This window comes from Paenibacillus selenitireducens (assembly GCF_002021565.1).
Lineage (GTDB): Bacteria > Bacillota > Bacilli > Paenibacillales > Paenibacillaceae > Paenibacillus_K > Paenibacillus_K selenitireducens.
The window spans coordinates 138555-151346 of record NZ_MSZX01000013.1 but is presented as its reverse complement, the minus strand read 5'-3'; the positions used below and the strand labels follow the sequence as shown (position 1 = coordinate 151346).

The following is a 12792-nucleotide window of genomic DNA, read 5'->3' as shown; positions in this document are numbered from 1 at the left end:
GTGAAGATGATGTTACAGCGAGCCGGGTAGGTGGAAGCCGGTACAGAAATCATGGAAGAATCGCACCCAGGAAATGATCTGTTGAACGCGGAACACGTAGGCAGATCCGGTCATAGACCGTTACAAAAACGAGGGGTTGGACCGATACAGGTTCAGCTACTTAGAGTGGTACCACGGGACCTATTAGGCGCTCGTCTCTTTTATAGAGACGGGCGTTTTTGTATTTTCAATTCGAAGGAGGAGACTATTATGATCCATCATGAAATAAAACGGGCTGTTGAGGAAGTTATTCAATTAATATTGGCATCGAAAGGGCTGCAGCGGCCGGAAGATCTCAAAATCACGGTAGAGCATCCTGCGAATCCGGACCATGGAGACTATAGCGTGAACATCGCGATGCAGTTAGCCCGGACGTTGAAGAAACCTCCGATGGCGATTGCGCAGGAAATTCAAGAACATCTTCGTCAACACGAAAAGATGCAAGCTTGGATGGCAGATATCGAAGTGGCGCCGCCGGGGTTCATTAATTTATCAATGGATTGGAGCAAATGGGCGAAGTCGTCTGCGCAACAGCAATTCGCATTAGACACAGGTACAAGTAAGTCGAAGGTCATTATTGAGCATACGTCGATTAATCCGAACAAGTCGGCTCATATCGGCCATTTACGGAATTCATGTATCGGAGATACATTAGCCCGGATGTTGAAGCGGACAGGGCACCAGGTGGAGGTTCATAACTATATTGATGACTTGGGCAATCAATTGGCAGATACCGTCGTAGGCATCCTGCATACCTCGACAGAGCAGGCCTTTGAACGTTTCGGCGATTTTTGCTGGGAAACGTACGCGAAGGTGAACAAGATATACCGGGAGAATCCGGAATTGCAGCAGGAACGTGCGGTCGTGCTTCATGCCTTGGAACAGGGAAACAACAATACGGCATGGATGGGACTCTTAGTTGCGGAACGAATCGTTCGGGAGCATGTCGAGGAGATGAAGCAGTTCCGGATTGATTACGATGTTCTCGTATGGGAAAGCCGGATTGTTGCCGAAGGATTCTGGGAGCGGGCGTTCGAATTGCTGAAGAACACGCCGATCTTCTACAAAGAAACGGAAGGGAAGCTGGCGGGCTGCTGGGTGTTGAAGCAACCGCAAGGCGAGGAAGCGGCGGAAGACGCTACAGACTATCAAGCGGATAAAGTGCTGGTTCGCTCGAATGGAATATTGACGTATACAGCGAAGGACATTGCCTATCACCTCTGGAAATTCGGGGTACTAGGCCAAGATTTCCGATATAAAAAATTCGCTGATGGATTATGGTCTACCCATGCCAATGGTGTGAAGAAGAACATCGGTCATGCGGATGCGGTCATTAATGTGATCGATCATCGGCAGGAGTATCCGCAAGCGATGGTGAAGCAGGCGCTCATGGGGCTTGGCTTCGAAGAACAGGCCCGTCAATTGAGGCATGTAAGTTATGGTGTCGTATCTCTCAGTCCAGATACCGCTGCCGGTTTAGGTGTAGATACTTCAGACGGGCGGCATTCCTATCCGATGTCAGGTCGACAAGGGATTGGTGTCAAGGTGGCGGACTTCCTCCAGCAGATGGAGCAAGTGATTGATGCGAAGCGTTCGCGCAAAGCCGGGATATCCAGCCGGGCGATTGCCGCTGCTGCCGTTCGTTACTATCTCTTGAGATTCAACCTCCAGACGGAGGTGATCTTTGATGTGGAGCAAGCTTCGGAAATTTCCGGCAATACAGGCGTCTATCTGATGTATTCCTATGCCCGGTCTTGCAGCATTCTGGATAAGGCATCTTATGATACGACGGCATCGCCTCCTGCCCAAGGATACGATGATCTGGAGAAGCAAGAATATATGCTGATGAGGCAGCTAGCCTACTGGCCTGAGACGTTGGAAATGGCGATCCAAGAGCTGGCTCCGAACCAGATTTGCTCCTATATCCATGAGTTAGCGACTCGATTCAATCATTTCTATGCGACATGTCCGATCATGAAGGCAGACGAAGGGAAGAGACAGCTTCGACTCTGGCTCACCTACCAATTCCACCTGACGATGAAGGAAGCCCTCGACATTCTGGGGTTACCGACGCCGAAACGGATGTAACGTGATTTGAGATCTCCTCCTTATGAACATAATGAATGAATAATCGATACATTTTTTCTATATCGTTATCGAAAACCTCTATTAGAGCGAGCTTGCGCCTTATGATAAAATAACTAAAACAAACTAAATTCATAGGAATTATAAAGTTTAGAACTGATGATCGGAGTGATGAAGGTGAGCGATGTTTACCGTTTAGCGACTTTGAAGGATGCAGAGGAGCTTTTGGACGTATTCATAAGAGCGTATGAGCCCATTCGGGAGCTCGGCATTAAGTTCCCTGCGGCGACCGCAGACTTATCACTGGTGCATGAGACGATCTCCAATCATGAGTGTTATGTGCTGGAACGGGACGGAAAAATTATTGCGACCGTGACCGTCTCCAAGCCGATTGCGATGTTGAAGGACATCACAGACTTTCCGTTCATCATGAAGTTCGCCGTCGAGCCCGCTTATAAGGGCCAAGGCATTGGGACCCTTTTGTTGAATTGGGTGGAAGACACGATCGTTCGCGATACATGGGAGGCTCCTGCCGTGACTTTAGGGACTGCCGTACGACATCCATGGCTCGTTCCGATGTATGAACGCAGAGGTTATGAACGAATCCATGAAGTCGAGACCGAAGATGATGGTACGATGGTGCTTTTGCGTAAAATTCTTCACCCCGAAAGATTTCAAGGGGATAAGATCAGCCCACCGACGCTGTCTATATAATACGCGAGAGCACATGGAAGTCTAGGAACCTAACCTAGGCTTTCGTATGATTAGGTCAGCCAGAAACTTCTGGTTGGCCTGATTTTACGTGCCTATGGGCTTCTCAAGGGCGGGCAGGCTGCTTTAACGTAAATAACGTTAGCTCAGGAACACTGACGAATCGGAAAGGCAAACGCGTGGTTCCGATCCCCCGATTTACATATAGGGTCATCGATTTCCTTGATCCGGGAAGGGTATAGATCCCTTCTCGATAGGTCTCTGCAAGCGGCGGGGTATAGACCGAACCGTACCAAGGAATTCGGACCTGTCCGCCATGGCTATGGCCGGAGAGCTGCAGATCTATGGGGTAGTTCGTGACACGGTCGGCAACATCGGGTTCATGGACAAGCAGCAGCGTGAATGCATCGGCATGCAATCGCTGCAGTGTTTTTTTCAAATCCGGAGATCCGAGCAAAAAATCATCTAACCCCGCAATCGTCATCTTGCTGTGCCCGATACGAATCGTGTCATGTTCATTCACCAGTAAGTGAAATCCGCCCTCGGCTAGGATTTGACGATAGATTCGCTTGCCCCCTCCGCCTTGATCATGATTGCCGTAGACCGCATATTTCCCTAAGGGGGCTTGGATCTGCTGCAGAATGGGCGCGATGCGACGTTGATCAGGATATTTGGAGAAATTGTCCACAAGATCCCCTGTAAATACGACGATATCCGGCTGCAGTTCATTGATTCGATGCACGAGACGTTGGAATTTGGCTAGCGAATAGAACTCTCCTAAGTGGAGATCACTAAATTGAAGAATCCGAATTCCATCCAATTCTTTGGTCACCGAAGCGCTCTGGATCGTATGGTATTCCACGTGGAGTAGATTTGGCTCGACATGTCTTGCATAATAGTAAAGTGAGATAGATGCAATCATTACAAGTAAGATATTCGTTAATTTTATGATAGCATGGGGCTTAATTAGATTTTTCATAACATCCTCCCTGACAACCTGACTATAGAGGAGCTGCGTTACAGCAATGTGACAAATGAACGTAAGCTGGAAAAGGAGATACCCATGCAGATTTTAATCGCAGATGATGAAATGGATATGCTTCGCATTTTAAGGGCGTATTTTGAAAAAGAAGGCTACAAGGTATTCGCGGCCGCTGACGGCGAGGAGGCCCTGGAGATCTTTTACCGGGAAAAGATCGATCTTGCCATTGTCGATTGGATGATGCCGAAGATGAACGGGCTTGACGTGTGTAAGGAGATCAAAGCACGATCAGACAAGAAGGTCCTTATTCTTACCGCGAAAAGCGAAGAGGAAGACGAACTGAAGGCGCTGCATCTCGGCGCAGACGAATTCATTCGCAAACCGTTCCATCCCAAAATCCTCGTGCTTCGAGCGAAGAAGCTGTTAGGGGATGAGAAGGGCATAGTTTTCAAACATATTAGAATCGATGTGGAAGGCAACAAACTCTATCGGGACGGACGCGATTTGCAAGCGACCAAAACGGAGTTCGAATTGATGTATTGTTTCGTACGGAATAAGGGGCATATCCTGACACGCCATCAGCTGCTCGACTTGGTCTGGGGGCTTGATTATTACGGGGATGAGCGGACCGTCGATACTCATGTGCGGCGATTGCGGGAAAAAGTCGGGGAAGACGTGATCAAAACACACAGAGGCCTTGGTTATAGCGTGGAAGACGAACATGAATAAGCTGGGGAGAAAGCTGTTCGTCAGCATATCGCTTGCCGTGCTGTTCATCTTCGTGCTGTTCGCCATTCTTGCGAATGTGTTCCTGCCCAAATACTATATCTACAAAACCAAAGAGAAGTTGGGACAAGTCACCCAGTCGATCGAACAGCTGCCGATGGATGCGTTCCGAAGTTCCATACAACAGCTGGAAGAGAAGCACAACCTGACCATCGTGTATGATTCCTTGGCATTGAACGTGAATAAATTGAATGAATCCTTCATGCAGCAGCTTACTAAGAAGCGAGTCACATTGAATAAATTCTGGATCACACCGGAGTCTCTTGCCAAGGTGGAAGCGGGTCATCAGGTGAATAAAATCTATGATCAAGGGAAGTTGAAATCCAGCTTCTATGTCAGCTTTATTGCGAAGGACCACCACATCGTGCTTGTTGGCGTATCGATGGCGTACTTGAGGGATACGATTGAGATCATGAATGAATTCCTATGGTATTTGGTCATTTTATCCCTCTTAATAATTGTCATTGTCGTCTGGATGATGTCTTATCGCATTACGAAACCGCTGCAAGAGTTAGGGGTCGTTGCTAAGGATATCTCATCGCTTCAGTTCAAGCATGCAGACATCCGCACGAAGGATGAGATCGAAGAACTTGCAGAGAGCATTAATACGATGAGTGATAAATTACATGCGGCACATCAGGATTTAACAAGGAAAAATCAGAGCTTGAAGCTGTTCATGTCCGATATTACCCATGAATTAAAGACCCCAATCGCGCTGATCCAAGCCTATGCGGAGGGAATTCAGGATGATTTGGATGATGGAAGTTATGTCGGTACGATTCTGCGACAGACGGAGAGTATGAATAGGCTGATCGACGAACTATTGAATTTTGCCAAAATTGAGCGAGAAGACCTCGAACGGTGTAGGATCTCTGTAAGCACACTCTTTCATGCCTGTGCCGAGAAATTCGAGATTGAACGTCAGTCGAAGCAAATTTCGTTTATCGTTCACGAAGATCCTGCCGCGTCAGCTGCAACGATTTTCGCGGATGAAGAGAAGATTCGTATGGTATTGAACAACTTGTTAACTAATGCCATCAAGTATACGACGAATCATCAGATTGAAGTATCTCTCTACCAGCAAGGTGAAGACCTCGTGCTGCATATGCAGAATGGTATCGAACCGCAAGAACCGCAAAAAGCGGAGATCGATAAGATTTGGGAGCCGTTCTATGTCCTAGAGCGTTCTCGGAATAAAGAAATTTCGGGGACCGGATTGGGATTAGCGATCGTGAAGTCGATATTGGAGCAGCACGGGTATCGATACGCTGCAGCTGTGAACGGAGAGCAGATACATTTTTATATTTATTTTACAACGAACAACGCTCATTCGGCCTAGGCTGAATGAGCGTTGTTCGTCTATTTATACGAAGATACATCAAAAGTCGTCGTTGCATCTCCATTGTAAATGACGGCTGTTTTTGCATGAATCTGATGCTTGTTATATTCGAAGTTTTGGTTCGAATAATTGACGATCACCTGAAGATGGTCACCAAACACCGTGCGCTGCACGAGACGATCCTGCGATAGAATGTCGAAGGAAGTCATGGGCTGAGTGACAGCTTGTTCATGGAAGGGACTCCATACTTTGAGGTACGATGTGATCATTTCTTTGTTGGTCTGCCAGCTCTCCTTGTCAATATGATAGAGCGGAGGAACGTTGTACAGCAGTTCTGTCAGCATGCGGTTGCCGATTTCGTCTTGGATTTTAAGGCTGCCCCACTCCCAGTGATGTGTTGTAATGACAGCATCGTTGTATACGAGTTTGTAGAGCGGCAAATTGTAGACGGGGTCGATATAGATAGGCTTGTATTCCTTTTTAATGGGTACGGTTTTGCTGTAGCGCTCGGGTGTACCGCCGCCTGCAGACCAGTATCCGCCTACATAGTAAGGGCTCGTTTTGTTTTCCCGCATATCGGGGTCTGACCATTGAATGACAGGAGTCTCGATCCCGTGGGCAAAAGCAATTGTGGAGCTCGCGAAGTCATTTCCACCCTCGGACCCGATGACCATGTGCTTTTCGTTGGCAATGTACTGCATCCGCGCTAATCGGGCCGCTAAATCCTGCCCTGCAGTTGTGGGGTGATTCTTCGCATAGTCATCGTAGATTTCGCCGGTAGCATCACAATCAATGAACCAAGAGTTGAACGAAATACCGTTCTGTAGAATCCTGCTGACACGTTGCTGTACGCTCGGAAGCGACAGCGTTGGATTCAATTTTCTCCCTCGGCCTAAGAAGCCTTTGATTTTCTCTCCTTGCTGATTCTCAATTGTAGCGTTGTCGTACAAGCTCTTGTCGTCGAAGGAGGCCGTATTCCAATCTTGGCTCGCATTCTTCTGGATGGAATGGTACGAGTCATAGGGTCCGATGAGGTAGCCTAACTGACTGGCTTCCTGAACCATCGTCGGATTTTTTAATCCATTCGCCCAGTTCGGCAAGCCGATCCAAGCCTTTTGAATACCTGATTCGTGCATATCCTTCAAAATATCAGTCGAAGAATCCGCTCCCCATTTCGCGATCGGATCCACGAGGTCTTGTAACGCATGTTTTAACAGGTCTTTGTTGAACGTATATAGTTCCTGTTCACTTAGGTTCGATATACCTTTGCTCAAGAGGGCCTGCGTGTTCTCATCCAATGAGGTGAATAAGCTTTTGTTATACAATTCCGGCAGCATAAGGACGTTGTTCAAGGCAGTGGTGATGGTCTGCTTCTGGTATTTATCGACATATCCATTCTTCGCAATATCCGCAAGGACGGTCTTGAATTCATGAGAGCCGTCTTCGCCGTATCGATTCAGCAGCTGTTCCACCCACTGGAACAAAGGGCTCTGGATCAAGGGGACAAGCTTTTGCCAATGGATATTGTCCTGTGTGAGCACTTGATTATTCCATAAGTAAATGTGCGGCGCGCCATAGAGCTTCTCAACATTGGGATTCTCCGCCGCTTTCTCTTTCAGTGTCTTGAATTCCCCTTTTTCTTGAATATAAGCCCGGTAAATTTGAGTCATCTCAACCGGATCATTCTTCGTGGCATATAATCGGAACCCGTATGTTTTGTTCGGATTGATGGACGGGAATTCATGCGTTAGGCTCATTTGAATTTTCGGTTCGGTCTCGAAATGAATCATGTCATTATACATATCGTCAGCGATATAGAGGATCGAGAAATCTTTCTTATTTACGGCAAAAAAGCGCATTGAGAAGCTCTCGATGAAATTCAAATCGGATTCTGCTAAAAAGCTCTTCCAGTGCGGATCCTGACTCGGGACGAACTTCCCTTCGCCTAAGGGCAGTATATAGCTTTCTCCTTGGATGCTTGGCCATGTAAATTGCTTCGCCCCTGTCGAGGTAAAGGATACATGTAAGTAGGCGTCTTTCTTTTCAACTGCAACTTGGATTTGTGCTTGGGGATAGCTCCACGAGACGGTATCTTCGGTTCGCTTCAGCTCCGTTACTTCTTGCGGAGGCAGCGGAAGCGAGACGCTTTCCTTCACGCCGTTATGCTCCATCATGATTTCAGCGGTCTCGGGATGAACGTCAAACGTGAAATCCTGATATTTCACAGATACGTTCAAGGGTCGATTATCGCTTGGGGGTGGCGAAGAACTGGCGGGTGTCTTCGTCAAGAGAAGTGCACACGCAATGGCTAGTAATACAATGAGTATCGCTAGAACAATGATAAAGGCTTGTTTCTTATTCATGGGTTCCCTCCTTGGTTTTCTAAGGTCTCACTGTAATGATTCATTGTGACATGAATGTTACAAGAGGGAGGGCAGACAGAAAGAGACCCACAAGCCATCAGGCTGTGGGTCTAAATAATATATTTTATAAAAGGGGGGTTACTGCCTATATTAACGTAGGAAGATTAAAACAACATGAATACTAGATTTCATTTTGATTACAAATGTTGCAGGGCTCATCGCAAGGCGAGGGGGATGTTGTGTATAATTGCTATCATATAACGAAAAGTATAAGAAGCAACGATTACGGTGTGCTGAAGGGAGATCGAACGAATGTCCTATACGATGCCTGCACGGATGGAGCTTGGCGAAGTGAAGCTAAAGGTGAGTGATTTACAGCGTTCATTGCAATTTTATCAAGAAGTCGTGGGCCTAAAAGTACTCCATCAGGAAGAACGTGTCGCTCTTTTGACTGTAGACGGGGTGAATCCGCTTGTCATCTTGGAAGAGATCCCGAATGCGGTCGTGGTGCCAAGGCAATCCGCGGCTGGATTGTACCATTTTGCCATATTGCTGCCTTCCAGAGAAGCATTAGGCCTTGCGCTCCGGAATCTGATGGAGGCCGAGGTTTCACTGGGTCAAGCCGATCATTTGGTGAGTGAAGCCCTTTATATTTGGGACCCGGATATGAACGGGATTGAGATTTACCGAGATCGTCCGCGCGAAGAGTGGACCTATGATGCATCGCGCAATGTGGTGATGGCGTCGGATCCGATCGATTGGGAAGATCTTCTAAAGGAAGCTGAGGGGAAGGCATGGGCTGGACTACCTGTCGGAACGAAGATGGGTCATGTTCATTTTCATGCACGAGATATCTACAAAATGAAGGAATTCTACTGTGATGTGATGGGCTTTGATATCGCAGCCAATGCGTTGAAGGAGATGGGAGCACTCTTCATCTCGGCGGGCGGCTATCACCATCATATCGGATTGAATATTTGGGCAGGCGCGAATGCGCCGCTTCCTCCGGCGAATGGAACAGGGCTAGCTTACTATACGATACAGCTGCCAACCCAGGATGATGTAGAGGGATTGGTCGAGCGATTACGTAATCACGGTGTTTCGATCGATGAAAGGGATGGGGCTTGGTACGGTCAGGACCCTTCGGCCATTACCTTCCGTTTGGTTCTGCAGGACTCGTAGTTAGATCGGCAGGTTATGTCGTGAGATATGTAAAAAGAGCCCGTTCGGGCTCTTTTTAATTCAACCATTTAAAGATGTCATCCTCGGCTACTGTCTTCGCGCCATACAACAACAGGATATCCTGCAACTGATGCTGCTTCAAATAGTCATCTACATTGTCGCGGAAGAAGCGCATATCAATCATATCAATTCGTGTATAGTGCTTCGCCAGATAAGGGACGAAGTCGTTTGCGTAAGAATCCTTGAATACCGCGATCGAACGTCCAGAAGGATTGGAGGTCGTGATCGTCGTCCATGCGCGATTTCCGTTAAAAAATACCGCATAATGGTCACGCTGCTTCAACGCATCCAGATGGTAGAAGGAGTCGGTACATGTCTGTGAATCCGAATAACACACCTGATACGGAGGTAATGGTTGTTCCAGCAGCTCTATGGTATCCGGTTGGATATGCTTGTTGTTAGCCTTCGTATAATACGTTCCATAGAAGGTATCGCTTAGAACCCGTGAAGCGAGTGCGTTCAGTGATACAGGTTCCAAGCCGGCAGCGCGAGCAAATGCTTCATAGCCGTAATAGGCTCCGCGCATGGTCCAGTGGTGATCCGTCCGGAAATAGACAGACTCTTGCCGATGCGCCTTCAATAGATCAAGCACTGGAATCGGCACGATGTCCCCTTTTAACGTCTGAAAGGTATGATCGATGACCTTCTGCGGCGAGTAGCTCGTAGCACTCGCATAAGGCGGTAACATATCAGGATACACGGCTTCGGATTGAGGCACGATCAGCATGTAGACGGAGGTATCTTGATGCCGTTTGGCAAATGTGCGTATCGATTCAACGTTCCGATGAAACAAGCCATCGGGTGCAGCGAAGCGTTCGAACAAATAGTTATGTTGCCCGAAGAAGACGTTGTTGTTCTCTGTTTTGCCAAGGGTACGCTCCGCGTCGGACTTAATGCCAACCCACATATCTCGGTTCACGAATTGATCCGCTAAATAGTCTTCCATTTGAGATGTATATCGTCCATCCCATAGCTTCGCGGTTGTGAATTGAGGGAGCTGAGCTAGGGCGCGGTTCTCAAACTCGGACAATTTGCGATCCGGCGTGATCAGGCTCCATGCACCAAATACAACGATGTAGGCAACGAAACAGACGGTGAGCCATACGGCACGTTTATTTGTCATGGCTAGTCCTCCTTTTTAGAAGCGGAAATATAAGAATGGATTATACGTCCCGTCGATTAAGTACGCCGTGGAAATGAATAGCAAGCCACCCATCACGATAAAATCAACGATAGGTAGTGCTCGTCGCCAGGACACTCGACGATTCCATGCAGCAACGAAGCGGCTCATCACTGGGGTAGCGCTGATGATCAGAACGATAAGCAGGACGCCGTAGTTGCGTAAATCGTAGATGATACTGTCATTGATCATACCCGCTGAATGGAAACCGAGCATTGCTCGCATATAGGTATTTACAGATGTCATATCCTCGAGAGCAAAGAGCACCCAGCCCAATAACATCGCGATAATCAAGTATAGATGGGAGAGCGGTGGCCAGACCCATGCCAAGAAACGTCCCAAGAACAGTTTCTCGATCGCGATTAATACGCCGAAATATAATCCCCATAATACAAAGTTCCAGCTGGCGCCATGCCATAGGCCCGTAAGAAACCAGACAACGAAGAGGTTGAAGATCAATCGGCCTTTTCCCACACGGCTTCCGCCAAGCGGGAAGTAGACGTAATCACGGAACCAGGAACCCAAGGTCATATGCCAGCGCCGCCAGAATTCCGAAGCGCTCTTCGAGATGAACGGATGCTTGAAATTCTCCGGGAAATGAAATCCGAACATGCTTCCAAGACCAATCGCCATATCCGAATAGCCGCTGAAATCAAAATAAATCTGAAACGCAAATGCGATAATCCCGATCCACGCCCCCACCGTCGTTAAGTTCGACATGTCTGAATGGCTGAGATCCCAGAGCATGCCGATGTTATTGGCGAGCAGCGTTTTTTTGGCTAATCCGATAATGAATCGCCGAATACCGTATCCGAATTTCTCGATCGTGATGGTGCGTGACCCCAGTTCTTTCTCGACGATATCGTAACGTACGATCGGCCCTGCAACGAGTTGCGGGAACATCGAGACGAAAGTGGCGAAATCAATGAAGCTTTTTTGCGCCTTGCAACGTCCGCGATAGACATCGATTGTATAGGACATGGTCTGGAAGGTATAGAAGGAGATGCCGATAGGTAGGGGTAAGTCTAGCGGAGCGACGGAGGTACCGAAGGCACCGTTCATCGATTGAATCAGAAAGTCCGCATATTTAAAAAAGCATAACACGCCGACATTCACCGCAAGGGAAAAAATCAGCGTTAGTCTTTTCCATCCTGGGCGGTCGCTAAAATGGTCCAGCAGCAATCCATTCGCATAGTCGATGACAGCCGAAAAGAGCAAGAGTGCAATATAGACGGGTTCGCCCCACGCGTAAAATACAAGACTAATCAGCAACAGCGCCAGGTTCTTCCATCGACGAGGCGCTGCGAAATAAATCAGTAAAGTAAAGGGTAAGAAGTAGAACAGAAATACGACGGAACTGAATACCACAGGATTAACCTCCCGAGTGATCGATTAAGAGGCGGGTTGTAATGCAGTATCGAATGCTTTCTCCACATCTTCTGCCTTCTCCGCGATAATCAGCGTCAGGTAAGGACCGACTTGCTTGATGATATGTTTTTTTACTTTGTCGAGCTCTTGAGGTAAGTAATTCTCCCACATTTTTTGCTGTGCAGCCGCTTCATCTTCCAATGCTTTTTTTAACGTAGCTATATCTTTTTCATCCATGGCTTTTAATACGATGATTTCATCGGCACGGATGTTAATCAGTGCTTTCATATATATCCCTTCAGCAAGTAAGGACTGATCGATGTTAAGCTTGCTTGCGATATCCGCATTTTCTTTTAAATTGACAATGTCGAAGCCTTCTCCGGCTGGAGGGAACCCACCAGCTTCTTGCATTTTGACGAGAAGATCCGCCGTCTGAATATTCGCGACCTCAACTTTCTTACTGCCGCAACCAGCCACAACAACAAGCATCATGGCCATCATGATCAGGATCCATTTCTTCACGGTTACCACCCTTTCTGCTATTTATCTGTGTTATTACCGACGGAACGGTACGGGAACTTGTTGCATGTTATGTCTTTTAAAATTTTTCCAATTCATCCAAGGTGTCGTTATTATCGGTATTTCGCAATGGAATTATGCCGTGAGTTCAGCCTAATTAGTTTACTAACCAAGCTAT

The 12792-nt window shown here is 47.5% G+C and carries 10 protein-coding genes and 1 other annotated feature (1 of these 11 cut by a window edge); of the genes, 5 read left to right on the top strand and 5 right to left on the bottom strand.

The genetic code is table 11. The features are described 5' to 3' along the window. Positions 1–202 (top strand) — a binding site (T-box leader); it begins 28 nt to the left of the window's first position. A gap of 47 nt (positions 203–249) precedes the next feature. Together BVG16_RS26445 and BVG16_RS26440 are read left to right on the top strand one after the other, a co-directional pair. Continuing rightward, positions 250–2127, top strand: a complete 1878-nt coding sequence (locus BVG16_RS26445) for an arginine--tRNA ligase (protein WP_078502208.1) — start codon at positions 250–252, stop codon at positions 2125–2127. A gap of 174 nt (positions 2128–2301) precedes the next feature. Next, positions 2302–2838: a GNAT family N-acetyltransferase gene (locus tag BVG16_RS26440; protein WP_078502225.1), complete on the top strand. Its 537-nt coding sequence runs from the start codon at positions 2302–2304 to the stop codon at positions 2836–2838. Between the two features lie 103 nt (positions 2839–2941). Here the strand turns inward: BVG16_RS26440 and BVG16_RS26435 are convergent, their stop codons facing one another. After that, on the bottom strand, positions 2942–3814 hold the full coding sequence (locus tag BVG16_RS26435; protein WP_078502207.1) for a metallophosphoesterase: 873 nt from the start codon (positions 3812–3814) through the stop codon (positions 2942–2944). Between the two features lie 84 nt (positions 3815–3898). On the opposite strand from BVG16_RS26435, the gene BVG16_RS26430 reads away from it, so the two are divergent. Together BVG16_RS26430 and BVG16_RS26425 are read left to right on the top strand one after the other, a co-directional pair. Then, on the top strand, positions 3899–4546 hold the full coding sequence (locus BVG16_RS26430) for a response regulator transcription factor (RefSeq protein ID WP_078502206.1): 648 nt from the start codon (positions 3899–3901) through the stop codon (positions 4544–4546). Continuing rightward, positions 4539–5942, top strand: a complete 1404-nt coding sequence (locus BVG16_RS26425) for a HAMP domain-containing sensor histidine kinase (RefSeq protein WP_078502205.1) — start codon at positions 4539–4541, stop codon at positions 5940–5942. The genes BVG16_RS26430 and BVG16_RS26425 overlap by 8 nt, the downstream gene beginning before the upstream one ends. 20 nt (positions 5943–5962) lie before the next feature. Here the strand turns inward: BVG16_RS26425 and BVG16_RS26420 are convergent, their stop codons facing one another. Continuing rightward, positions 5963–8305: a glycoside hydrolase gene (locus BVG16_RS26420; RefSeq protein WP_078502204.1), complete on the bottom strand. Its 2343-nt coding sequence runs from the start codon at positions 8303–8305 to the stop codon at positions 5963–5965. Positions 8306–8617: 312 nt separating this feature from the next. Between BVG16_RS26420 and BVG16_RS26415 the strand changes: the two genes are divergently transcribed. After that, entirely contained in the window at positions 8618–9487 is an 870-nt protein-coding gene (locus tag BVG16_RS26415; RefSeq protein ID WP_078502203.1) for a VOC family protein, read from the top strand. A gap of 55 nt (positions 9488–9542) precedes the next feature. On the opposite strand, the gene BVG16_RS26410 is transcribed toward BVG16_RS26415, so the two are convergent. Genes BVG16_RS26410 through BVG16_RS26400 form a run of 3 tightly spaced genes read right to left on the bottom strand, consistent with a single transcriptional unit; the run spans position 9543 to position 12617 of the window. Beyond that, positions 9543–10670 (bottom strand): DHHW family protein, encoded by a 1128-nt coding sequence (locus BVG16_RS26410; RefSeq protein WP_078502202.1) that lies wholly within the window; start codon positions 10668–10670, stop codon positions 9543–9545. A 15-nt stretch (positions 10671–10685) separates the two neighbouring features. Then, on the bottom strand, positions 10686–12095 hold the full coding sequence (locus BVG16_RS26405) for an MBOAT family O-acyltransferase (RefSeq protein ID WP_078502201.1): 1410 nt from the start codon (positions 12093–12095) through the stop codon (positions 10686–10688). A 24-nt stretch (positions 12096–12119) separates the two neighbouring features. Further along, positions 12120–12617 carry a DUF4358 domain-containing protein gene (locus BVG16_RS26400; protein WP_078502200.1) on the bottom strand — a complete coding sequence of 166 codons (498 nt, stop codon included), beginning with the start codon at positions 12615–12617 and terminating at the stop codon, positions 12120–12122. Between the last annotated feature and the right edge of the window lie 175 nt (positions 12618–12792).

Coding starts and splice junctions, on each gene's coding strand:
- BVG16_RS26445 (WP_078502208.1), top strand. CDS start 250: ATGATCCATCATGAAATAAAACGGGCTGTTGAGGAAGTTATTCAATTA.
- BVG16_RS26435 (WP_078502207.1), bottom strand. CDS start 3,814: ATGAAAAATCTAATTAAGCCCCATGCTATCATAAAATTAACGAATATC.
- BVG16_RS26430 (WP_078502206.1), top strand. CDS start 3,899: ATGCAGATTTTAATCGCAGATGATGAAATGGATATGCTTCGCATTTTA.
- BVG16_RS26425 (WP_078502205.1), top strand. CDS start 4,539: ATGAATAAGCTGGGGAGAAAGCTGTTCGTCAGCATATCGCTTGCCGTG.
- BVG16_RS26420 (WP_078502204.1), bottom strand. CDS start 8,305: ATGAATAAGAAACAAGCCTTTATCATTGTTCTAGCGATACTCATTGTA.
- BVG16_RS26415 (WP_078502203.1), top strand. CDS start 8,618: ATGTCCTATACGATGCCTGCACGGATGGAGCTTGGCGAAGTGAAGCTA.
- BVG16_RS26410 (WP_078502202.1), bottom strand. CDS start 10,670: ATGACAAATAAACGTGCCGTATGGCTCACCGTCTGTTTCGTTGCCTAC.